Source organism: Falsiroseomonas sp. (assembly GCF_051859025.1).
GTDB lineage: Bacteria > Pseudomonadota > Alphaproteobacteria > Acetobacterales > Acetobacteraceae > Falsiroseomonas.
Genome location: NZ_JBHYGL010000012.1, coordinates 351,265 through 372,946 on the forward strand (window position 1 = coordinate 351,265; position 21,682 = coordinate 372,946).

Genomic DNA, 21,682 nt, shown 5'->3' on the forward strand with positions numbered 1-21,682 from the left:
CGCCGGCGCTAAACCGGCAGCCTGACCCGCGCGCGCAACCCGCCGAGCGGGCTTTCCTCCAGCACGATATCCCCGCCATGGGCGCGGGCGATGTCCCGCGCGATGGCCAGGCCCAAGCCCGTGCCCCCCGCCGACAGCGTGGCAAACGGCCTGAAGGCTTCCTCCCGCTGCGCCGCCGGGATGCCCGGGCCGTCATCATCCACCGTCACCTGCGCCCAGCCGCCGGCCTCGGCCCGGGGCAGGGCGGCGACGCCCACCGCGATCCGCCGCGCATGCTTGCGCGCATTGTCGAGCAGATTCGCAAGGCACCGTCGCAGCGCATCCGGCCGCAGGGAGACGACCAGTTCCGAGGGCGCCTCCACGGCCACCTCCGCCCCGTCCCGCCGCGCCTTCTGCGCGACATCGCGGACGATGCCGGCGAGGTCCGTGGGCCTGGCCTGTTCCTGCCCCTCGCCACGCGCGAAGGCGAGGTAGGAGGCGACCATGCGCTCCATCTCCTCCACGTCTTCCGTCAGCGCAGCGATGTCCTCCTCCTCTTCCTCCGTCCGCGGCAGGACGGCGAGGCCGAGGCGCATGCGGGTCAGCGGCGTGCGGAGGTCGTGGCTGATGCCCGCCAGCATGTCCGTGCGCTGGGCGACGAAGCGGCGGATGCGTTCCTGCATCCGGTTGAAGGCGGCCGCGGCCTGGCGGACCTCGGCCGCGCCTTCCGGCTTCATGGAGCCGATGTCGCGGCCGAGACCGAAGGCCTCCGCCGCGCCGGCAAGCCGCCGGATGGCGCGGACCTGGTTCTTCATGAACAGCGCGGCGACGCCGAACAGCAGGAGCGACGAGCCGACCAGCCAGATGAAGAACAGATAGAGCGTGCCGGTGAAAAGCCGCTTGCGCGGGGCCTCCACATGCAGGACGCCATCGGGTAGCTGGACGCGGATGATCACGCTGCGGCGGTCGGACTGCCAATCCGCGTCGAAGGGTCGGCGGACCCGTTCCGCCATCGCATGGGCCAGATCCTCCTCCAGCGGCAGCAGGGGGAGGGAGGCGGCGCGGTCCGGCGTGCGGCCGAGGCTCGCCCCCGCCTCGAACGCCATGCCGAGGTCGAGCCGCCAGGCGGTTTCGCGGAACAGCCAGGCGCGATCCTCGGACGAGGGATGGCGCTGCATCTGCTCGATCACCATGCCGATCTCGCCGGCCACGCCGCTGGCGAGGCGGCGGGAGATGACGTCGAGATGCCCGCCATAGAACAGCTGGAGTGCCACGCCCTGCAGGATCAGCAGCGGCAGCAGGATGATGAGCAGCGACCGGCCCAGCAGCCCGCGCGGCACCAGCGCCCGGAAGGCGCGGCCGAGCAGCGCGCCAGGCCTGTTCGTGAAAAGGGGCCTGTTCGTCACAAGCCCGGCCGCAGCACGTAGCCGCGGTGGCGCACGGTCTGGACGAAGCGGGGCTCCCGCGGATCGGGCTCGATCTTGCGGCGCAGGCGTGTGACCTGCACGTCGATCGCGCGTTCGCCGGCCTCCGGCGTGCCGAGGGCGGCGGCGATCTCCTCCCGGCTCAGCACCTCGTTCGGGCGCTGGGCGAGGGCCAGCAGCAGGGATTGCTCGCCGCCGGTCAGCCGCACCACGCCTTCGGGGCCGCGCAGTTCGGCGCGCTGCGGGTCGAACCAGCGGGTGCCGATCTGCACCGGGCCGGCGCCGGTATCGGCGGGCGGCGGGGGGGGCGCGGCGCGGCGGAGGATGGTGCGGATGCGCAGCGCCAGTTCGCGCGGGTCGAAGGGTTTTGCCAGATAGTCATCCACCCCCATCTCGAACCCGGCGACGCGGTCATCCGGGGCGCCGCGGGCGGTGAGCATGAGGATCGGCACTTCCGGCCCGTCCCGCCGCAGGCTTTCCGTCAGTTCCAGGCCGCTTTCTCCGGGCATCATGACGTCCAGCACCATCAGGTCGAAGCTGACGGCGGCCAGCGCGCGGCGGGCGGCGGCGGCATCGGCGGCGGCGGTTACGCGGAAGCCCTGCTCCGCCAGGAAGCGCTGCAGCAGGGCGCGCAGCCTGGCGTCGTCATCGACGACCAGGAGATGGGGCGCATCGGTGGTGGCGCTCATCGCGGGGGCTCGGACTCCAGCCGTTCCAGGGCGGCGCGGGCATCCGCGCCCATCAGGCCGCGCATGACGCGGCGGAAGCCTTCCACCGCCTGGGGGCCGGCTTCGCGGTAGGCGCGCATCACCGTATCCCGCTGCCGTTCGAACAGCTGGCGTTCCAGCGCCGCGCCCTTTTCGGTCAGGGAGAGCAGGCGCTGGCGGCGGTCGCTGCGCCCGGGGCTTTGCGTGACGAAGCCATCCTCCACCAGCGGCGTCAGCACGCGGCCGAGCGACTGCTTGGTGATGCCGAGGATGCCGAGCAGATCGCCCACCGTGATGCCGGGGCGCCGGCCGACGAAATGCAGCACGCGGTGATGGGCGCGCCCCATGTCGAGTCCCGCCAGGATGGCATCCGCGCCGGCGGTGAAGTCCCGGTAGCCGAAGAACAGCAGGTCCTGCGCCAGGCGCAGCTCCTCCTCCCGCAGGAAGAGCAGGTTGCGCCCCGCGGTGGGGGCGGCGCTTCCCGGGTTTCCCTCGGGTGCAGCGCGCGCAACGATCTCGGGATCCAGCGGCATGGGTGGTCAGCGTCCCCCTCGGCCCCGCTATCCGGCCCGCGGGCCCGGCCCAGCCGGCCCCCCCGATTCCGTCGCGCGGCGTTCGAGGCAGGATATAGGACAAGGCAGGCCCGTGGAGTAGCGATGCTGCGCGAGGCGAAACGTGGCGCCCGGCCCCCCGCATTACGCCCCCAGGTTGCGTGGCAGGGTTGCGGTGGTCGCGGGGCTGCGCGCATCGCGATGCATACGACCCTTCACATCCGGACCAATTCGAGCAATGTAGTTAACGAATTCGTGAAGACGCGCCGTTTGGCGCGTAATGGTGATGGGTCCGGCATGCGAGCCGCCGGCAGGGGCAAGGAAAGGCCGGGATGGCGCTGAGATTGCGGAGCGCGCGGGGTAGTGATGCGTCGGTGATCGCGGATCTTCATATCGCGTCGTGGCGTGATGCCTATCGGGACATTCTTCCCGCCGATTTCCTGGCGAACGGCATCGAGGCGGAACTCGGCCCCCATTGGGCCGCGACGCTCAGCGGGCGCCGGCGGGCCGGCGCCGTCATCGTCGCCATGGCGGGCCGGCACCTCGCCGGCTTCGTGGCGGCCTGGCGGGATGGCGTGAACTGCCATGTGGACAATCTGCATGTACGGCCGGGGATGCGGAATGCCGGCATTGGCCGCGCCCTGCTGGGCTTCGCGGCGCAGCGCCTGCAGGACCAGGGGACGGTGACGGCCGATCTCTGGGTCATCGCCGCCAACCAGGGGGCGCTGCGCTTCTACCTCTCGCTCGGCGCGGAAGTGGATGCGCCGACCCAGCGGGAGACCTTCGGCCAGGTGGTCATCGACCGCCGGGTCCATTGGCCGAGCATCACGACCCTGATCGCCGCCTGCGCGCGATGATCCTGCGGCCGGCGGGCCCCGCGGATGCGGCGGCGATCGCCGGATTGCTGGCAGCGTCGTGGCGGGATGCCTATGCCGGGCTGCTGCCCGCGGAGGTGCTGGCCGGCACGCGCGACCGCCTGCTGCCGGAATGGCAGGCCCTGCTGGCCGCGCCGCCGGGCATCATCCTGGTGGCGGAAGAATCTGGTGCGCTGCACGGCATGGTGGCCCTCTGGCTGCGGGGGGAGGAAGCCTATCTCGACAGCCTGCATGTCGCCCCCGCCGACCGAGGCGGCGGAGTAGGCCGCCGCCTGCTGGCCGAGGCGATGCGGCAGGCCCTGGCGGCCGGCGCCCGGCGCGCCGCGCTTCGCGTGATCGAGGGGAATGACGGCGCGATCCGCTTCTACACCCGCCTCGGCGCCCGGATCGGCGCGCCGGAGGCCGGGGAGGTTGCGGGCCATCCCGTGCGGCTGCTGCGGCTGCATGTCGACGACCTGTCCGCGCTGGTCCTGGCCGCGGGGTGAAGAATGCTTGCCCCGGGCGGCGCCGATGGTTAGTCTGCGCCGGAACATATAGGAAACATCCATGTCCATCCGCGAGATCGCCGAAGCCTTCGCGCAGCTCTGCAAGGACGGACGGCACGAGGAGGCGGGGGAGCGCTTCTGGGCGGATAGCGTGGTGAGCCGGGAGGCGATGGAGGGCCCCATGGCCGTCATCAGCGGCCGCGCCGCCGTGAAGGCCAAGTCCGAGTGGTGGTACGCCAACCACACGGTGCATGAGGTGACGACCGAGGGCCCCTTCATCCACGGCGAACAGTTCGCGCTGCGCTTCAGCATGGACATCACGGCGCGGGAGAGCGGGCAGCGCATCCAGGCGACGGAGATCGGCCTCTACACCGTGGCGGATGGCAAGGTGGTGGAGGAACGCTTCTTCTACTGACGGTTCCTACTGGCGGCTGGGCGCCAGCGGGCCCGCCGCGCGCGGCATCAGCGCCAGCCCGACCGCCAGCGGCAGCAGCCAGGCGATGCGGGCCTGGTAGCGGTGATGCGGCTTGGACAGCGCGCCGGCCGCCACCGCATTCGCCAGCAGCGCCACCAGCGCGATGGCCAGCAGCGCGGCGGCCGGGGATCCCCGGCGCCGCCACAGCAGCCAGGGCGCCAGCAGGGCGCAGCCCAGCAGCACGGGGATGTGCGGCAGCAGGAAGGGCTCCGCCAAGGCGGGCAGGGTGCCGCGCATCTGCGCGCCTGCATCGAAGGCGGCCAGTTCCTCCGGCGGGAAGTGGCCGGCGATGGGGCGGCGGGCGGACAGGGCCAAATGGTCATCCACCAGCGTGTCGCCCACCGCGGTCTTCAGCAGCTGCGACACCGCATTGCGCAGCGCGGCCAGGGCGACGTCGCCGGGGTGGGCGGCCAGCGTCTCCGCGATGATGGCCTGCGCCTCCCGCGCCCCCTGCATCGCGCCCATCGGGCGGGGGCTGCCATCGGCTTCGATGTTCAGCGGGCTGCCGGGGTCCCAGAGGAATTCGTCGCTGTCGATCGGCAGGCGGTCCGCGAAGGCGCAGAGGTGCCAGCCCGCCGCCGGGCAGCGATCCCGGATGAGGGTGGCGGCCGGCCCATCCGCCTGCAACCGGGCCAGCAGGAAGGCGGCGCCGTGCGGGGAGGGGGTGAAGCGATCGAAGGCGACCCAATTCGCCAGGCACAGCAGCAGCACGGCCAGCACCGCCGGCGCCGTTGCCCGCAGCACCGGGCCGAGCCGCCAGGCCAGCAGCAGGATCACCGCCAGCACCGCCACGACCGTGGGCAAATGGGATAGGTGGGCGGCGATGAACAGCGTCGCCAGGCCGCCCACCCACCAGGATTCGCGCGGCGAAAGCCCCCCGAAGGCCAGCAGGAACAGCGCCAGCGGCACCAGCGCCGTGAAGGCATCCGGCATCAGCGTCGCCAGGAACCAGGGCGCGGCGGTCAGCCCGGCCAGGCCCGCGCAGGCCAGCAGGTGCCAGCCCGGCCCCGCCTGTCCCCGCACCGCCCGCTGCGCCAGCCAGACCAGATGCGACGCGATCAGCCCCTGCGCCGCTAGCGGGCCCCAGAGCGAGCGTTCCCAATGGAACAGGTGCAGGAAGGGGCCATAGGCCTGGGTCTTGTCCCAGGGCACCTCGGGCGCGGTGGTATGCATGAGGTAGGAGACGGTGTCGATGAAGACCAGCGGGTAGTGGTTCAGCCCCGCCGGCCAGACCAGCATCGCGGCGCCCAGCAGCACCGCCAGCAGCGCCGTCACCCCTGGGCTCCAGGGGGGGGGAAGGCGGGGCGCCTCGGCAGCAATGCCAGCCCGGCGATGACGGGCATCAGCCAGAGGATTCGCGCCTCATACCGCAGATGCGGCTTGGACAGGGCGCCGGTGGCGAAGGCGTTGGCGGAGACGCCGACCAGCACGCCGAGCACCAGGCCGAGCCGGCGGACCTCCCCCACCTTCGCCGCCCGCCACCAGGCCAGCAGCGCGAGGACCGCGCCCAGCAGCAGAACAGGGGCGTGCGGCCACAGGAAGGGCGCCGCCGCCGCCGGCAACAGCCCCCGGGGTTGCAAGGCGCCGTCATAGGTCGCGAGTTCGCCGGCGGGGAAAGCCTCCGCGATGCGGGGGCGGACGGCGGCGGCCAGGTGGCTGTCCACCAGCGTGTCCCCCGCCAGCGCCAGGGTGAATTGCCGCAGCGTGTTGCCGATCATCGCCCGCGCGACCTCGACGGGGCGCGTGCGCAGCGTCTCCCCCACGATGGCGCCGGCCTCGGCGGAGAGCATCGCGCCACCAAGGAAGCGGGGCGTGCCATCGGCGGCGCGGTTCACGGGGCTGTCCGCATCCCAGAGGAAGGCGTCGCTGTCCATCGGCAGGCGGTCGGCGAAGGCGCAGAGATACCAGCCGGATTCGGGGCAGCGGTCCCGGATGACGGCGGCGGCGGGGCCATCCGCCTGGAGGCGCGCCAGCGCGAAGGTGGCGCCATGCGGGGACAGCGCGGCCCGGCCATGCAGCCAGGCATTGCTGCCCGCCAGGATCACCACCGCCACCATCACCGGCGCCGCCACGCGGAGAACCGGCGCGATGCGCCGGGCGACCAGCGCCACCAGCACCGCGACCGCGGCGGCCAGCGGCAGGTGGGACAGGTGCGCGGCGATGCCGATGGCGGCGACCAGGCCGAGCCACAATGCCTCCCCCCGCGAAAGCCGGTCCCGCGCGAAGCCCAGCAGCAGCAGCGCCAGCAGCACGGCGGGGGCGAAGACGTCGGGCATCAGCAGGGCGATGGTGAAGGGCGCGGTCGTCAGCGCCGCCGCGGCCGCGCAGGCCAGCAGGTGCACGCCCGGGGTGGCCTGGCCGCGCAGCGCGCGCTGCGCCAGCCACAGCAGGTGCGACAGCATCAGCCCTTGCGCCAGCACCGGCCCCCAGAGCGAGATGCGCCAGTGGAACAGGTGCAGGAGCGGCCCATAGACATGCGGCTTGTCCCAGATCACCAGCGGGCCGGAGGGCGCCGGCGCGGTCTGGTGCAGGAAGGCGCCGGTATCGCTGAAGACCAGCGGATAGCCGTTCAGGAAGGCGGGCCACACCAGCAGCAGGGCGCCCAGCACCAGCCAGGCGAGGCTAGCCAGGCGGCGGATCAATTCCCCATCTGCCAGCGGGCGCTGGCCGCGTCGTCGCTGGCCTTGGCCTCCACCCAGCGGGTCGAGCCGCCGGCGAATTCCTCCCGCTTCCAGAAGGGCGCGCCGGTCTTCAGCCAGTCGATCAGGAAGGCGCAGGATTCCAGCGCCGCGGCGCGGTGGGCGGAAGCGGTCAGGACCAGCACGATGCCCTGCCCGGGCAGGATGCGGCCGACGCGGTGGATCACGGTGCAGCCGGTCAGCGGCCAGCGGGCACAGGCCTCCGCCGCGATCTTCGCCAGCGCCCGCTCCGTCATGCCGGGGTAGTGTTCCAGCACGAGGGCGGAGAGCCCGTCATCGCCCCGGCAGACACCGACGAAGCTGGCGATGCCGCCGACATCGATGCGGCCGTCGGACAGGCGCGCGGTTTCCGCCGCCAGGTCGAAGCCCGCTTCCTGGACGCACACCCTCGGCGTGACGGTGGCCATGGTCAGCCGCCGGTCACGGGCGGGAAGAAGGCGACCTCATCGCCCGGCGCCACCGGGGTCTCGGGCGGGGCGAATTCCTGGTTCACCGCCGCGCGCACCTGGCGCGGATCGGCGAAGGCCTGGGCGTGGCCGGGGCTGCGCTGCGCCAGCCAGGCGACCAGCCCGGCCACGTCCCGCACCTCGGCCGGCGGGGAGACATCCTCCTCCGCCAGCCCGATCCGCTGCCGCACCCAGGCGAAATACAGGACCTTCAATACGCCACCCTGCCCGTCAGTAAGGGGTGCTCAGTTCGGCACGATGCGGGTGCTGGTGCGGCCATCCGGGCCGATCCAGGTTTCCACATTGCCGTCGCGCACCACGGCGCCGCCGCCCTGCGGGCCGGTGAAGCCCTGCACGCGGGCAGTGCCGGCCGTGCCCGTGGCCGCCTGGCCGGAGGGGCTGGTCAGCGCCCGGCCCTCGACGCGGGAAGGGGGCGGGGAAAGCGCACCAGGCGCCGCCGGCACCGCGGGGCTGCGGGCGAAATCGCCTGGCGCGCCGGGGCTGGCCGGCGGGGTCGAGGACCCGCGCCGCGCCGGCCGGTCGCCCGGCGTCGCCACCGGGGAGGCGGCGGGGGAGGCGCCATCGATCAGGGAGGGGCGGTAGTCCGGGATGTTGCGCATCGCCTCATCCGGCCCGCCCAGCAGCGTCGGCCGCGGGGCCTCGGCCGCCGGCCAGACATTGCCGGCTTCCGGCACCAGCGGTTCCACCGTCGGATCGGAGCCGCGCACCCGCTGCACCGTCAGGCTGTCGGAGGCCACCACATTGGTCGGGCCCATGAAGGGCGACCAGAGGCTGTCGAAGCCGGCGGAGATGCTGGAGCCGACCGAGGAGAGGTCACCCGAGCAGGCGGTGGCCAGCAGGGCGAGGCCCAGCACCGGGGATGGCAGCCGCCCGCGCCGTGGGGCTGGGGGGGAGGCGGAGGGGAGGGTGGTCGAAGGGGCGGCGGCCATGACGGCTCCCGTGATCGCGGTGTTCAGGGCGAAGATGCGCTGCAGCATGCCAAGCCTCAAGGGGGCAAGCCTCAAGGCCCATCAGTGCAATGGTGTCTGGGCGGGCTGCGCGCCGGCATCCCGCGGCACCTCCCGGGTTGGGGGCGTCGCGGCGCCGGTGACGTGGCGGAGCCCGGCCTGGAGATAGTCCCACCCCGTCAGCAACGTCAGCACCGCGGCCGTCCACAGCATCAACTCCCCGATCAGGGACACCGGCAGCCAGCCAAGCCAGACGAGGGGGGAGGCCGAATCGCCCGCCAGCAACGTGCCGAGCGCGCCCATCTGGAAGCCGGTCTTCCATTTCGCGAGCTTGGTGACCGGCAGGCCGACCGACAGCCCCGCCAGGTATTCGCGCAGCCCGCTGACCAGGATTTCCCGCAGCAGGATGACGATGGCGGGGAACAGCCCGAAATCGGTCAGGCGCCCCATCCCCGCCAGCAGCATCAGCGCGGCGCCCACCAGCAGCTTGTCCGCGATCGGGTCCAGCATCCGGCCGAAATCGCTGATCTGCTGCCGGCTGCGGGCCAGCTTGCCGTCGAAATAATCGGTGATGGCGGCCAGGGAGAAGACGATGCAGGCCGCCAGATCCGCCCAGGGCTCGCGGATGGCCGCGAAGACCACCAGCAGCGGGATGGCGGCGATGCGCGACAGTGTCAGCAGGTTGGGCAGGTCTGTCGGCACGCGATCATCCGGCCCCGGAAGGGGCGCTGGCTGTGGGGCGGGGGGGGGCGGCGAGGGTCATGCGGTGCCCATCCTACCCGTCCCGGCCCCCGGGTGGAAATGCCCATGGATGCGCCGCGCCACGGCGGGGCCGATTCCGGGGCAATTCTCCAGATCCTCCAGCCCCGCCTGGCGGACGCCGCGGGCGGAACCGAAGTGATTCAGCAGCTTGCGCTTGATGGCGGCGCCGACCCCCGGCACGTCATCCAGTTCCGACCGCACCATGGCCTTGGACCTTCCGGCGCGGTGGGTGGTGATGGCGAAGCGGTGGGCCTCGTCCCGCAGGCGTTGCAGATAGTACAGGACCGCGTCGCGCGGCGGCAGCTGGAAGGGGTCCTTGCCCGTCTGGTGGAACCATTCCCGGCCCGCATCCCGGTCCGGCCCCTTGGCGATGCCGACCATCGGGATGTCGTGCAGGCCCATCTCGTTCAATATGTCCCGCGCGGCGGAAAGCTGGCCGGCGCCGCCATCGATCAGCACCAGGTCGGGCCAGCCCTCTGCCTCCCGCCCCGGATCCTCCTTCAGCGCGCGGCCGAAGCGGCGTTCGAAGACCTCCCGCATCATGGCGAAATCGTCTCCGCCGGTGGGCGTGGCGCCCGCGGTCCCCGCAGCGGGGCCCTTGATGCCGTATTTGCGGTAGGCGGATTTGAGAAAACCGGAGGGCCCGGCCGCGACCATGACGCCATAGGCGTTGGTGCCCATGGTGTGGCTGTTGTCGTAGATCTCGATCCGCTCCGGCGTGTCCGGCAATTCGAAGACGCGGGCGACGCCTGCCAGCAGGTCGGCCTGCGCGGCGCCCTCGGCCATCCGCCGCTCGATCGCCTCCCGCGCATTGGTCGCGGCGTGGTCCACGGCGGATTTCTTCTCGCCGCGCTGGGGGCGGTGCAGTTCCACCTTGCGGCCGGCCTTGAGGCTCAGCGCCTCCGTCAGCAGGTCGGCATCCACGGGGTCGTGGCTCAGCAGGACCAGCGGCGGGGGCGGGAGGTCGTCATAGAGCTGGCCGAGGAAGGCGCCCAGCACCTCCTCCGGCGGCTGTTCGGACTTGGCGTGGGACAGGAAGAAGGGGCGGTTGCCGTTGTTGCGGCCGCCCCTGAAGAAAAACACCTGGACGCAGGACTGCCCCGCCATCTGGTGCAGCGCCACCACATCCGCGTCGTTCACGCCATCGAGGTTGATGCGGTCCTTCCCCTGCACATGGGTGAGCCCCCGGATGCGGTCGCGGATGCTGGCCGCGCGCTCGAACTCCAGCCGTTCGGCGGCTTCCTCCATCTCGGTCGCCAGGCGCTTCTGGATGGTGGGGATGCCGCCACTGAGAAACTCCTTCGCCTCCCGCACCAGGGCGCCGTAATCCTCGCGGCTCACCCGTTCCACGCACGGGGCGGAGCAGCGCTTGATCTGGTGCAGCAGGCAGGGGCGGGTGCGGCTGTCGAAGACCGTGTCGCGGCAGGAGCGCAGGAGGAAGACGCGCTGCAACGCGGTCAGCGTCTGGTTCACCGCCCAGACGCTGGCGAAGGGCCCCCAGTAGCTGGCGCCCTTCCGGCGTTCGCCGCGGTGCTTGGCGATCTGGGGGTAGGGGTGGTCCTCCGTCATCACCAGCCAGGGGTAGGATTTGTCGTCCCGCAGCACGATGTTGAATCGCGGCCGCAGCTTCTTGATGAGGTTGGCCTCGAGCAGCAGGGCCTCGGCCTCGCTCCCGGTGGTGATGACCTCCATGCGCCTGGTCTCGAACACCATGCGGCGCAGGCGTTCGGGCAGGCGGGCGACCTGGGTATAGGCGACGACCCGCTTCTTCAGGCTGCGCGCCTTGCCGACATAGAGGGCATCGCCCTTGGCATCGAGCATCCGATAGACGCCCGGCGCCAGCGGCAGGGTGCGCAGCATCGCCTCGATCACCTCCACGCCCTGCATCACGGGGGGCATCACGGGGGTGGGCGCGTCCTCGGGCGGCGGCGGGGCGGGCGGGTTTTCGGGTTCGTTCATGCGCTGTCAGCTGGGGTCTGGCTTGTGTCCCGGCGACGGATGAAAGGCGACTTAAGCGCCGATCATCTTGTCCACCGAAGCTGTGGAAAACTCTGTGGGCGACTGGTGCCGGGAGGCCCGGAAATGGCCGTCATCCGCCAGTCACATAGCATTGCCTAGTTTTTGGGCGATTTTGTTAAGTCTTTGATTTACCATGCTTTAACGACTGCACAACTCTTGTTGCCGGCGTCAAGCCCATCTTCCCCATTGACACGGAAAACGGAACTCGCGCCGTCGTGAAGCCGGTGGAAAAGTCGCGCGCCAAACCCTTGCGCGGGCAACAAAGATCGGACTAGCCGCCCCTGACCCGCTCCACCACCACGCCCACCGACCCGACATCGGGAAAGGCATCCGGCTTTTCCACCGTCACACGCGCCCGTTCCACCCGCGGATCGGCCAGCGCCGCCAGGGCCACGCGCTCCGCCAGCGTTTCCACCAGCAGCACATGGCCCGCGGCCACCACCTCCCGCGCCGTCTCCACCAGGCGGGCGTAGTCCACCACCCGGCGGAAATCATCGGGGCCGACCGCGGCCGGCGCGGCATCATCCTGCACCACCAATTCGACCCCCAGCACGATCCGCTGGGGTCCCGCCTTCTCATGCGGGTGGATGCCGAGCCGCGCCATCAACTCCAGGCCGCGGACGAACACCACCCGGCGCCCGGATTCGGCATGTGGGGCATAGATCATTCGGCAATCTCCGCGGCGCCGGCCACCGGCGCCCATTGCAGATGCTGCCCGCCATCCAGGGCGATCATCTGCCCCGTCATGGAAGGCAAGGCGAGGATGGCGAGCACCGCGCGCGCCACCTCCTCGGCACTCGTCCCGTGCTTCAGGGGCACGGAGGCGCATTGCCGGTCGAACTGCGCCTGGCTCTGCCGCGGCGATGGCATGGCGGGGCCGGGGCCGATGCCGTTCACCCGGATGCGCGGCGCCAGCGCCAGCGCCAGCGTCTGGGTCAGTGTCCAGAGCGCGGCCTTGGAGACGGTGTAGGAGATGAAATGCGGCGTCAGCGACCAGACGCGCTGGTCCAGCAGGTTGATGACGACTCCCTCCGCCCCGCCGGGCAGCGCCTTCGCCACCGCCTGGGCCAGCACGAAGGGGGCGCGGAGGTTGGGCTCCAGGTGCCGGTCCCAGCTATCCCGCGTCGCATCCTCCCATTCGTCGCGTTCGAAGGTGGAGGCGTTGTTCACCAGCACCCCGATCGGCCCGATCGCTTCCTGCGCCGCCGGGATCAGCCCCGTCACCTCCGCCTCCACCGCGAGATCCGCCCGCAGCGCGATGGCGCGGCGGCCCATGGCCAGGATGCGCGCCACTGTCTCCGCGGCTTCGGGGCCGGAGGAGGCGTAGTGGATGGCGATGTCGAAGCCCGCTTCCGCCAGGGCGAGAGCTGTCGCCTGGCCCAGCCGCTTCGCGCCGCCGGTCACGAAGGCGGTGCGCGGGATGGACCGCGGGATGAAGTCGGAGAGGAGCATGGAACCTCGCTGATAGCCCGCGCCGGGGCCGATGGCCAATCTTGACCCGGCACCCCAAGGCGCCGAAGGCTGGGGCTAGCTTGGGGGGAAGGCGTGATGCGCAAGGTTCTGGTGGTGCTTGCCGGCATGGCGATGATGGCGCCGGGCCTGGGGGGTCCGGCCCTCGCGCAGGGGTTCAGCCTGCCGAATCTCGGCCAAGGCGGGGGCCAGGGGGGTGGTCAAGGCGGCGGGCTTGGCGGCGCCCTCGGCGGTGCGCTTGGACAGGGACAGGGACAGGGCCAAGGTGGCGGCGGGCATGCGCCCTCCACCATGTCCGCCCTCCAGGGCGTGTTCGGCCAGCAGACGCCGGAACAGAAGCGCGCCTTCTGCACCCGCGTCGCCGGCGCCGCGCGGCAATGCGGGCTGACGCTGGACATGACGGCGCTGGGCGCCTGCCTGATCCGCACCCTGCCCGGGGAGGATTCGGCCCGCGTCGCCCGCGTGGCCAATACCGCCCGCGGCAACCCGACCGCGCTGCTGTCGGAATGCGGCGTGGGCCTGCGTTGACCGTGACCCTGGGCTGAGGGTCAGCCCATCCCGCGCAGGAAGCGGTCGTTCAGCAGCGCGTCCAGGTCGATCTCTGCCCGCAGCACGCCCGTATCCCGCAGCACGGCGACGGATCGCCGGGCCAGGGGGCGCAGTTCCTCCGCCACGAAGGCGCGGTTGCGGGCCAGGTCCAGCCAGTCGAAGTGCCGGGCGCTGCGGGCGAATTCCGCCGCGGTCTGGCGGGTGCGCTGGCCCATGATCTCATGCGCCCGGTCCGGTTCGCGCCGGATCAACTCGATGGCGGCGAACCAGGCGCGGACCACGCGCTGCACGGCTTCCGGATTGCGTTCGGTGAAGGCGGGGGGGAAGGCGAGGGTATCGACGACGCAGGGGTGGTCCAGCGTCGTCGCCAGGATCCGCGCCTTGCCGGGGCCCAGGTCGCGGATCTGGCCGAGATAGGGTTCCGTCGTCACCGCGGCATCGACCTCGCCCTCCGCCAGGGCCTGGGCGGCCAGGCGGGGGTTGCGGGGTTCCAGGCGCAGCGCGTCCAGCCCCAGCCCGTTCTCCCGCAGCATGCAGGCCAGGACGAAGAAGGGCGTGCTGCCGGGCCGGTCCACCGCCACGCGTTTGCCGCGCAAATCGGCCCATCCCCCGATTCCCGGCCGCGCCGCGATGCCGTCGCTGCCGCGCGACCGGTCCAGCACCAGCACCTGCTGCAGCGGCATCGTTGCCGCCCAGCCCAGCAGCGTATCCAGGGTGGTGACGACGCCGTGCAGGCTGCCGGCCGCCAGCGCCGCCGCGCGGTCGCGCTGCGGCACGAAGCGCGTCTCCACCTCCAGCCCCTGGGCGAGGAAGAGCCCGGCCTGCTCGGCCAGGGTCAGCGGCGCGAAGCCCGGCCAGCCGGACATGCCGATGATGATCCGGGGAAAGGTCTGCGCGCGGAGCACGCGGGGCGCGCCCAACGCGCCCACCCCCAGGGCCCCGGCGATTCCGGCCAGGACAGGGCGGCGACGCATCGCTTTTTTGTTCCCTCGCGGGCATTCCAGGAATGCGAGGGTAGCCATCCCGTGGGACGGCGCAAGCCGAAGCCGCCCGCGCATCGCCGTGATGCGCGGGAAGCGACGGTCAGCGGGTGATGGCGCCCACCGCGGCGCCGCCCGCGCCACCGATCAGCGCGCCGGTGACGGCGGAGCCGCCCGTCAGCGCGCCGATTGCCGCGCCACCCGCCGCGCCGATCGCGCCGCCGGAGAGGGCCCGCTGCTGCGTGCGGTTCATGCCGGAACAGGCGGCCAGGGGGGCGATCAGGGCGACGGCCAGGGCCAGGCGCGAGAGCGAGCGGATCGAAAGGGACTGCATGCGTCATCTCCCATGTGGTTTGCGGGGTGACGCGCAATACAGCGGGCGGTTGCGGCGGGGATACGGCGGATGCCGCCTTTTCACCGCCACAACCATTCACGGTCCGGCGACCGGAACGGAACGCCCCGCGCGCGTCAGCGCCGGCCGCGCCCCTTCCCCTTGCCCCCGCGCCCCTTATCCGGGTCGTAGCCGCCGCCGCCCGGGCCGAGCGGCTTCGGCTTCCAATCCTGCTTGGCACGACCTTTGTTCGTATTGGCCTTGCCCGTGCTGGCGGAGCCATTGGCGCCCGTCGGCGCGCTGTCCTGCAGGGACCGGCCGGCCAGGTTGGGCTGCAGGCCGAGTTCCAGCGCCTCCAGCCGCTTGATCTCGTCGCGGATGCGGGCCGCTTCCTCGAATTCCAAATCGGCGGCCGCCGCACGCATGCGCTTTTCCAGTTCCTGGATGGCGGCGCCGAGGTCCTTGCCGACGAATTCGGCGGTGCTGTCGCCCTCCACCGCCTCCACCGTGACGTAGTCCTGCTCATAGACCGACTGCAGCACGTCGGAGATGTCGCGCTTGATGCTTTGCGGCGTGATGCCGTGGGCGGTGTTCCATTCCTGCTGCCGCGTGCGGCGCCGCGCCGTCTCCCCCAGCGCGTTCTTCAGGCTGTTGGTCATGACATCGGCGTAGAGCACCACGCGCCCTTCCGCGTTGCGCGCCGCGCGCCCGATGGTCTGGATCAGGCTGGTGGTGGACCGCAGGAAGCCTTCCTTGTCCGCGTCCAGGATCGCCACCAGCGCGCATTCCGGGATGTCGAGCCCTTCCCGCAGCAGGTTGATGCCGATCAGCACGTCGAAGACGCCGCGGCGGAGGTCGCGGATGATCTCGATCCGCTCCAGCGTATCCACGTCGCTGTGCAGGTAGCGGCAGCGGATGCCGGTTTCCGTCATGTAGTCCGTCAGGTCTTCCGCCATCCGCTTGGTCAGCGTGGTGACCAGCACGCGGCCGCCCTTCTTCGCGACCTCCTTGCATTCCGCCAGCAGGTCATCGACCTGGCCTTCCACGGGCCGGATCTCGGTCACGGGATCGACAAGGCCGGTCGGGCGGATCACCTGTTCGGCGAAGGTGCCGCCGGTGCGCTCCATCTCCCAGGGCCCCGGCGTCGCGCTGACGAAGAGCGTGTCGGGGCGATAAGCCTCCCACTCCTCGAATTTCAGCGGGCGGTTGTCCTTGCAGCTCGGCAGGCGGAAGCCGAATTCGTCGAGGATCGATTTCCGCGCGAAGTCGCCGCGATACATGCCGCCGATCTGCGGCACGGTCACATGGCTTTCGTCCACGATCAGCAGCGCGTTCCCCGGCAAGTATTCGAACAGCGTCGGCGGCGGGTCGCCCGGCGCGCGGCCGGTCAGGTAGCGGCTGTAGTTCTCGATTCCCTTGCAGCTGCCGGTGGTCTCCAGCATCTCGATGTCGAAGGTGGTCCGCTGGTCCAGGCGCTGGGCTTCCAGCAGCCTTCCCTGCGCCGTCAGCTCCGCCAGGCGCTCCTTCAGCTCCGCCTTGATGCTGATGATGGCCTGCTGCATCGTCGGCCGCGGCGTGACGTAGTGGCTGTTTGCATAGATGGAGACGCGGTCCATCTCCGACGTGATCTCCCCCGTCAGCGGGTCGAATTCCTTGAGGCCGTCGATCTCGTCGCCGAAGAGGTTCACGCGCCAGGCGCGGTCCTCCAGGTGGGACGGCCAGATATCCACCGTCTCGCCCCGGATGCGGAAGGTGCCGCGCTGGAAGGCGCTGTCGTTGCGGCGGTACTGCTGCTCGACCAGGCCCTTGATGAGCTGGTCGCGCTCGATCTTCCCGCCGCGCTCCAGCTTCACCACCATGCGCGAATAGGTCTCGACCGACCCGATGCCGTAGATGCAGGAGACGGAGGCGACGATCACGACATCCGATCGTTCGAGCAGCGACTGCGTGGCGGAATGCCGCATGCGGTCGATCTGTTCGTTGATCTGGGCGTCTTTTTCTATGTAGGTGTCGGTGCGCGGCACATAGGCTTCGGGCTGGTAGTAGTCGTAGTAGCTGACGAAGTATTCCACCGCGTTGTCGGGGAAGAAGCTCTTCATCTCCCCGTACAGCTGCGCCGCCAGGGTCTTGTTGGGCGCCAGGATCAGGGTCGGGCGCTGCACATGCTCGATCACCTTGGCCATGCTGAAGGTCTTGCCGGACCCGGTGACGCCAAGCAGCACCTGATCGCGCTCCCCCTTGCGGAGGCCTTCCACCAGCGTGGCGATGGCCGTGGGCTGGTCGCCCGCGGGCTCATAGGGGGAGACGACCTTCAGCGGGATGCCCGATTCGGGCACCGGGCGCTTCTGGGGGAAGAACTGGACGGGGGACATGACGTTCATGGCCCCCCTAATGTGGGCCCGCGGCTGCCCTTCCGGTAGCCTTCTCTTCACTCCGGGAACCGGCATGGGCATCGAGATCGAGCGGAAGTTCCTGGTGGCGGGCGATGGCTGGCGCGGAGCGACGGAGGGCCCGCCCGTGCCGATCCGCCAGGGCTACCTGGCCGCCCCCGGTGCCGCCGGCGCCACGGTGCGCATCCGCCGCGCCGGGGCGGAGGCCTTCCTGACGGTGAAGGGCCCGGGCGGCCTGGTCCGCGCCGAGTTCGAATACCCGATCCCGCCGCAAGATGCGGAGGCGATGCTCGCCCTCTGCACCACGCCGCCGCTCGCCAAGGCGCGCTGGTCCGTGACCCACCAGGGCCATCTCTGGACCATCGATGTCTTCGAATCCCCCACCAGCCTCGCGGGCCTGGTGCTGGCGGAGGTGGAGATGGAGGCCGCCGACGCCGATCCGCCCCTGCCGCCCTGGCTGGGGCGGGAAGTCACGGACGACCCCGCCTACGCCAATGCCAGGCTCATCAGCCACGGCCGGCCGGGCTGAAGGGGTCCTTCCGCTCGCGGTCCTGTGCGCCGTCATGCCGCTGCCGAGACGAACAATAGCGACGCGCTGCCGTTGATCCCCTGCAGGGCGCATTGCGCGCCACAGGAGGAACCACGCCATGCGCAACAGGCAGACCGTCATCGCCGGCGCGATCATCGCGTCACTCGGATTCGCCACCGCCGGGGCAGTTGCCCAATCCGTCACCCCCGCCACGCCCGGCAGCCCTCAGGGCGGCAATCCTTCGTCCATGCCCCAGGGCAGCCGGGCCGGGGATGCTCCCGGCATGAACAGCGGCAACCCCGGCCAGTCCGGCCAGCGCCCGACCGCCCAGCAGGTGAACCCGAGCCCGATGCCGCCCGGCAGCCGCGCCAACCAGGCGCCCGGCATGGGCGCGACGAATACGGAGGTGGACCGCGCGGCGCAGTCGCAATCCAGCGGCGCGCTGCCGGGCAGCACCTCCCCGGCCGATCCGTCCTCGCCCCGCCCGGGCGTGACGGCGCAGGGCAGCCCCGTGCCCGGCGGCACGGCCCCCGGCATGACGCCGGGCGCCTCCCCTGCCGTTCGCGCTCAGAGTGACCCGCCCGGCAGCACGCCCGCCCGCCCGGCGGACCCCATGACGCCCGGCACCGGCGCGGCCGCGACCACGCCCGGCACCGCCACGCCCGGCACCGCGACCGGCGCCACCACCCCCGGCGCCGCGACGCAGGGCGGCGGCGCCAGCACCAACCCGCCGGCCGCGACCACGCAGCACACGGAACCCCGCACCGCGGCGGCCCCCGTCGCCGGCGCCAATTCCTTCACCGAGGGCCAGGCGCGGGCCCGCATGGGCGATGCCGGCTTCAACGACGTTCAGGAACTGCGGCTGGACGAGCAGGGCATCTGGCGCGGCCGCGCCATGCGCAACGGCCAGCAGACCAGCGTGGCCCTGGATTACCAGGGCAACGTCGTCGCCACGCAGTGACCCGACCCCTTCAAGGAGAATCCACCATGGCTTCGCGCACCATCGCCCGCATGTTCGATACCTCCGCCACCGCCCATACCGCGGTGCGGGACCTGGAAGCCGCCGGCTTCGCCCATGACGACGTGACCTACATGGGCAACCAGGACGCCACCGCCGCCAATGACTCGATCGCTGGCGCGCGGGCCGATTCCGTCTCGGGCACCGATGCCGACAGCTCCGGCGCGGGCACGGGCGCCACGCTCGGCACCGTGGTCGGTGGCGGCGCGGGGCTGCTCGCTGGCCTCGGCGCCATCGCCATCCCCGGCATCGGGCCCGTCGTCGCGGCGGGCTGGCTCATCGCCGCGCTGACCGGCGCCGGTGTCGGCGCCGCGGCCGGCGGGTTGCTCGGCGCGCTCACCTCCTCCGGCCTGCCGGAGGAAAGCGCCGCCACCTACAGCGAGGGCCTGCGCCGCGGCGGCCACCTGGTGGTGGTGCGCACCGACGACGCCCGCGCGGCGGAGGCCGAACGCATCCTCGAGGGCCACAACCCCGTGGACATGGACCGCCGCGAATCCGAATGGCGGGAAGGCGGCTGGGCCGGCGGCGTCCCCGCCGACCCGATGCTGGGCGCCGCCACCACCGGCAGCACGGCCGGCGTGGTGCATCCCAGCGGCGTCCGCATGGCGGATACCGTGCCCGGTGCCAATGACCCGGCGCGGACCCGGCGCGGCGACGTCGCCTGACCCTGTCGACGTTCTTGCGCCGCTGAGCCCGATGGATTGACCGGCCCCGGGCCCCGCACGGCCCGGGGCCACGCGCTTGTGAGGCAACAGCGATGGTTCGGCATGGGACATTGCGCCCAGCGCGCGAACGATTCGCGCCCCACGGGAGAGCCGGCGCCGCATGCGCCTTTCGTCGCGCATCATTGCCCTCAGCGCTGTGGCCGTCCTGCCCGGGCTGGCCATCCAGGGTTGGCATGAGGTCGCGCTCCGGCAGTCCCGCATCGCCGGCGTGGAACAGGAAGCGCGCCGCTTCGCCCTGCAATCGGCGTCCGAGGTCGCCCGCCTGCTGGAAGGCGCGCGCGGCATGCTGGCCGCGGTGGGGGAGGCGCATCTGCGCAACGGCACCTTCCCAGGATGCTCGGAAGGCCTCGCGGCGCTGAACGGCCGGATGGAGCGCTACGGCTCCATCGGCATCGCCGATGCGGAGGGCAATATCCTCTGTAGTTCCAACGGTGCCGCACCGCCGCGCAGCATCGCCGAGCGCGCCTATTTCAAGGCGGCCCTGGCCACCGGCCAGTTCCAGGTCGGCGAATTCGTCACCAGCACGGACCGGCCGCCCTTCCTGCCTGTCGCGCTGCCCATCCTGGAAGCGGGTGTGCCCGCCATCGTGGCCATCGCCAGCTTCGAGGGCGCCTGGCTGTCCGCCAACCTCGTGGTCGCGGGCGCGCTGCCGCCCGGCGGGTCCGTCACCGTTGCGGACCGGAATGGCGTGATCGTCGCGCGCTACCCCCAGGCCGAACGCTTCATCGCCACCCGCATCCCCGATGCCTTCCGGCACCTGGTCAACGCACGCGAAGCCGGGGTGATGCAGGTGACGAGCCAGGACGGCACCCACCGCATGCTGGCCTACCTGCCGGTCGATACGCCGCCGCTGCCGGGCCTCTATCTCAGCGCGGGCTACGGCACCGCGGCCGCCTTCGCGGAGATCGACCGCGCGACGCGGCGGGCCGTGCTCATGATCCTGGCCGGGCTGGCCTCCGCCCTGGCCGCCGCCTGGGTGTTCGGGCGCCTGGCGCTGCGCGATCCCGTGGACCGGCTGCTGGATGCCATGCGCCGCTGGACGGCGGGTGACCGGGGTGCGCGTACCGCGGCGACGCAGGGCTGGGAGGTCGGCCGCCTGGCCGCCGGCTTCAACGCCATGGCCGATGCCGTCGCCCTCCGGGAGGAATTGCTGCGGCAGGAGGAAGCGCGGCTGCGCGCCGTGCTGGACCAGATGCCGGTCGCCGTGGTGCTGGCGGCCATCCCATCGGGCCGGGAGACCTATCGCAACGCCCGCGCCCGCGCCCTGCTGCCCCCGGCTGGCGATGGCTCCGGGGAAGGCGACGATCCCGAACCGCTGGCGGAGCCGCTGCGGCGCGCGGTGGCGGAAGGCGTGGCGACGGAGGGGCTGGAACTGCCGCTGCGCCGCGCCGATGGCAGCGAGACGACGCTGTCCGTCAGCGCCGCCGCCGTCGCCGCGGCGGGGGGGGAGAGGATGGCCGTGGCCGCCTTCCTCGATATCGGCGCGCGGCGCCATGCCGAGCGCCAGCAGGCACTGCTGACGGCCGAACTCCGCCACCGCGTGAAGAACGCGCTGGCCGTGGTGCAGGCCGTCGCCGCGCAGACCCTGTCGCATAGCGAGACGCTGGACCAGTTCCGCCAGGCCTTCTCCGGCCGCCTGACCCATCTCGCCCGGGCGCAGGATGCGCTGTTCGATTCCGCGGATGGCGCGGTGGAACTCTCCGCCCTCGTCGCCTCCACCGTCGCGCCCTTCGGGGAGATCGTGCGCTGGCAGGGCCCCTCCGTCCCCCTGCCGGCCAAGCAGACCCTGGCCATGGCGTTGGTGCTGCATGAGATGGCGACCAATGCCGCCAAGCACGGCGCGCTGCGGCCCGGGGCCGCGGGGCGCGTTTCCATCCAGTGGCAACTGTTGGAAGACGGCTGCGTGGCCCTGGCCTGGGAGGAAGTGGCGGAGCGCCCCGTGGCGGAGTCCGTGCGGCGCGGCTTCGGCGGGAAGCTGATCGACCGCTGCGTGGCGCATGATCTGCGCGGCCGGGCGGAACAGGAGATGCGGCGCGAAGGCCTGGTCTGGCGCCTGCGCTTCCCGCGCCCGGGCCGCCCGGCGGAGATCGACGCCGCGCCGATCGAGATGATGGGCTGAGACAGTTTGAGAACACCGGCGGGTCGGTTTCGCTGGGCTTTTCCGCGCTGGGTGCGTCTCCGGACTGGCCGATGCAACCAGCATCGGCTGCGTCGCCGCGGCAGTGCCGCGGCCCTGCCCAGCGCGAAAAATCCCTCGCAAACCCTCAGCCGCCGGCATTCTCAAACGGTCTCTGAGTTTG

Annotated in this window: 23 protein-coding genes; 8 read left to right on the forward strand and 15 right to left on the reverse strand. The window is 71.8% G+C overall.

Annotation, left to right across the window (positions count from 1 at the left end; all coding sequences use genetic code 11):
* Nucleotides 1-8: 8 nt before the first annotated feature.
* The 3 genes from ACTIE5_RS13855 to ACTIE5_RS13865 are packed head-to-tail and all read right to left on the reverse strand — an operon-like array spanning nucleotide 9 to nucleotide 2,643.
* Nucleotides 9-1,385, reverse strand: coding sequence for a sensor histidine kinase (locus tag ACTIE5_RS13855; protein ID WP_439550291.1), 1,377 nt, complete (start codon nucleotides 1,383-1,385; stop codon nucleotides 9-11).
* Nucleotides 1,382-2,092: a response regulator gene (locus ACTIE5_RS13860; protein ID WP_439550292.1), complete on the reverse strand. Its 711-nt coding sequence runs from the start codon at nucleotides 2,090-2,092 to the stop codon at nucleotides 1,382-1,384. Before ACTIE5_RS13860 ends, ACTIE5_RS13855 begins: the two co-directional genes overlap by 4 nt.
* Nucleotides 2,089-2,643, reverse strand: coding sequence for a MarR family winged helix-turn-helix transcriptional regulator (locus tag ACTIE5_RS13865; protein WP_439550293.1), 555 nt, complete (start codon nucleotides 2,641-2,643; stop codon nucleotides 2,089-2,091). Before ACTIE5_RS13865 ends, ACTIE5_RS13860 begins: the two co-directional genes overlap by 4 nt.
* 392 nt (nucleotides 2,644-3,035) lie before the next feature.
* Between ACTIE5_RS13865 and ACTIE5_RS13870 the strand changes: the two genes are divergently transcribed.
* From ACTIE5_RS13870 to ACTIE5_RS13880, 3 genes are all read left to right on the forward strand, one after another.
* Nucleotides 3,036-3,518: a GNAT family N-acetyltransferase gene (locus ACTIE5_RS13870; protein WP_439550294.1), complete on the forward strand. Its 483-nt coding sequence runs from the start codon at nucleotides 3,036-3,038 to the stop codon at nucleotides 3,516-3,518.
* Complete coding sequence (locus tag ACTIE5_RS13875; protein ID WP_439550295.1) at nucleotides 3,515-4,021, forward strand: GNAT family N-acetyltransferase; 507 nt, start codon at nucleotides 3,515-3,517, stop codon at nucleotides 4,019-4,021. Before ACTIE5_RS13870 ends, ACTIE5_RS13875 begins: the two co-directional genes overlap by 4 nt.
* Before the next feature lie 61 nt (nucleotides 4,022-4,082).
* Entirely contained in the window at nucleotides 4,083-4,436 is a 354-nt protein-coding gene (locus ACTIE5_RS13880; protein ID WP_439550296.1) for a SnoaL-like domain-containing protein, read from the forward strand.
* 6 nt (nucleotides 4,437-4,442) lie between these two features.
* On the opposite strand, the gene ACTIE5_RS13885 is transcribed toward ACTIE5_RS13880, so the two are convergent.
* The 9 genes from ACTIE5_RS13885 to ACTIE5_RS13925 all read right to left on the reverse strand — a co-directional run bounded on the left by ACTIE5_RS13885 (nucleotide 4,443) and on the right by ACTIE5_RS13925 (nucleotide 12,842).
* A complete protein-coding gene (locus ACTIE5_RS13885) occupies nucleotides 4,443-5,771 on the reverse strand; it encodes a hypothetical protein (protein WP_439550297.1) in 1,329 nt (442 codons plus the stop codon).
* Nucleotides 5,768-7,138, reverse strand: a complete 1,371-nt coding sequence (locus ACTIE5_RS13890; protein ID WP_439550298.1) for a hypothetical protein — start codon at nucleotides 7,136-7,138, stop codon at nucleotides 5,768-5,770. Before ACTIE5_RS13890 ends, ACTIE5_RS13885 begins: the two co-directional genes overlap by 4 nt.
* Nucleotides 7,135-7,602, reverse strand: coding sequence for a molybdenum cofactor biosynthesis protein MoaE (locus ACTIE5_RS13895; protein ID WP_439550299.1), 468 nt, complete (start codon nucleotides 7,600-7,602; stop codon nucleotides 7,135-7,137). The genes ACTIE5_RS13890 and ACTIE5_RS13895 overlap by 4 nt, the downstream gene beginning before the upstream one ends.
* Nucleotides 7,603-7,604: 2 nt before the next feature.
* A complete protein-coding gene (moaD, locus tag ACTIE5_RS13900; protein WP_439550300.1) occupies nucleotides 7,605-7,856 on the reverse strand; it encodes a molybdopterin converting factor subunit 1 in 252 nt (83 codons plus the stop codon).
* A 30-nt stretch (nucleotides 7,857-7,886) separates the two neighbouring features.
* Nucleotides 7,887-8,639, reverse strand: a complete 753-nt coding sequence (locus tag ACTIE5_RS13905; protein ID WP_439550301.1) for a hypothetical protein — start codon at nucleotides 8,637-8,639, stop codon at nucleotides 7,887-7,889.
* A gap of 33 nt (nucleotides 8,640-8,672) precedes the next feature.
* Nucleotides 8,673-9,311, reverse strand: coding sequence for a CDP-diacylglycerol--glycerol-3-phosphate 3-phosphatidyltransferase (gene pgsA, locus ACTIE5_RS13910; RefSeq protein ID WP_439550302.1), 639 nt, complete (start codon nucleotides 9,309-9,311; stop codon nucleotides 8,673-8,675).
* A 57-nt stretch (nucleotides 9,312-9,368) separates the two neighbouring features.
* Nucleotides 9,369-11,270: an excinuclease ABC subunit UvrC gene (gene uvrC, locus ACTIE5_RS13915; RefSeq protein ID WP_439550392.1), complete on the reverse strand. Its 1,902-nt coding sequence runs from the start codon at nucleotides 11,268-11,270 to the stop codon at nucleotides 9,369-9,371.
* Between the two features lie 391 nt (nucleotides 11,271-11,661).
* Nucleotides 11,662-12,057, reverse strand: coding sequence for a dihydroneopterin aldolase (gene folB / locus ACTIE5_RS13920; protein WP_439550303.1), 396 nt, complete (start codon nucleotides 12,055-12,057; stop codon nucleotides 11,662-11,664).
* Nucleotides 12,054-12,842 carry an SDR family oxidoreductase gene (locus ACTIE5_RS13925; RefSeq protein ID WP_439550304.1) on the reverse strand — a complete coding sequence of 263 codons (789 nt, stop codon included), beginning with the start codon at nucleotides 12,840-12,842 and terminating at the stop codon, nucleotides 12,054-12,056. The genes folB and ACTIE5_RS13925 overlap by 4 nt, the downstream gene beginning before the upstream one ends.
* Nucleotides 12,843-12,938: 96 nt before the next feature.
* Here ACTIE5_RS13925 and ACTIE5_RS13930 point away from each other — a divergent pair, with 96 nt between their 5' ends.
* Nucleotides 12,939-13,388 (forward strand): hypothetical protein, encoded by a 450-nt coding sequence (locus ACTIE5_RS13930; RefSeq protein WP_439550305.1) that lies wholly within the window; start codon nucleotides 12,939-12,941, stop codon nucleotides 13,386-13,388.
* Nucleotides 13,389-13,408: 20 nt separating this feature from the next.
* On the opposite strand, the gene ACTIE5_RS13935 is transcribed toward ACTIE5_RS13930, so the two are convergent.
* The 3 genes from ACTIE5_RS13935 to uvrB all read right to left on the reverse strand — a co-directional run bounded on the left by ACTIE5_RS13935 (nucleotide 13,409) and on the right by uvrB (nucleotide 17,101).
* Nucleotides 13,409-14,383, reverse strand: coding sequence for an ABC transporter substrate-binding protein (locus ACTIE5_RS13935; RefSeq protein WP_439550306.1), 975 nt, complete (start codon nucleotides 14,381-14,383; stop codon nucleotides 13,409-13,411).
* A gap of 109 nt (nucleotides 14,384-14,492) precedes the next feature.
* The gene (locus ACTIE5_RS13940) at nucleotides 14,493-14,723 is read right to left on the reverse strand and encodes a hypothetical protein (RefSeq protein WP_439550307.1); all 231 of its coding nucleotides are present in this window, start codon (nucleotides 14,721-14,723) and stop codon (nucleotides 14,493-14,495) included.
* A 134-nt stretch (nucleotides 14,724-14,857) separates the two neighbouring features.
* Nucleotides 14,858-17,101, reverse strand: coding sequence for an excinuclease ABC subunit UvrB (gene uvrB, locus ACTIE5_RS13945; RefSeq protein WP_439550308.1), 2,244 nt, complete (start codon nucleotides 17,099-17,101; stop codon nucleotides 14,858-14,860).
* Nucleotides 17,102-17,165: 64 nt separating this feature from the next.
* On the opposite strand from uvrB, the gene ACTIE5_RS13950 reads away from it, so the two are divergent.
* The 4 genes from ACTIE5_RS13950 (at nucleotide 17,166) to ACTIE5_RS13965 (ending at nucleotide 21,501) form a co-directional block, all read left to right on the forward strand.
* Nucleotides 17,166-17,639 (forward strand): CYTH domain-containing protein, encoded by a 474-nt coding sequence (locus ACTIE5_RS13950; RefSeq protein WP_439550309.1) that lies wholly within the window; start codon nucleotides 17,166-17,168, stop codon nucleotides 17,637-17,639.
* 118 nt (nucleotides 17,640-17,757) lie between these two features.
* Complete coding sequence (locus tag ACTIE5_RS13955) at nucleotides 17,758-18,600, forward strand: hypothetical protein (RefSeq protein WP_439550310.1); 843 nt, start codon at nucleotides 17,758-17,760, stop codon at nucleotides 18,598-18,600.
* Between the two features lie 26 nt (nucleotides 18,601-18,626).
* Entirely contained in the window at nucleotides 18,627-19,322 is a 696-nt protein-coding gene (locus tag ACTIE5_RS13960) for a hypothetical protein (RefSeq protein WP_439550311.1), read from the forward strand.
* Nucleotides 19,323-19,482: 160 nt separating this feature from the next.
* Nucleotides 19,483-21,501: an HWE histidine kinase domain-containing protein gene (locus tag ACTIE5_RS13965; protein ID WP_439550312.1), complete on the forward strand. Its 2,019-nt coding sequence runs from the start codon at nucleotides 19,483-19,485 to the stop codon at nucleotides 21,499-21,501.
* The last annotated feature ends 181 nt before the right edge of the window (nucleotides 21,502-21,682 follow it).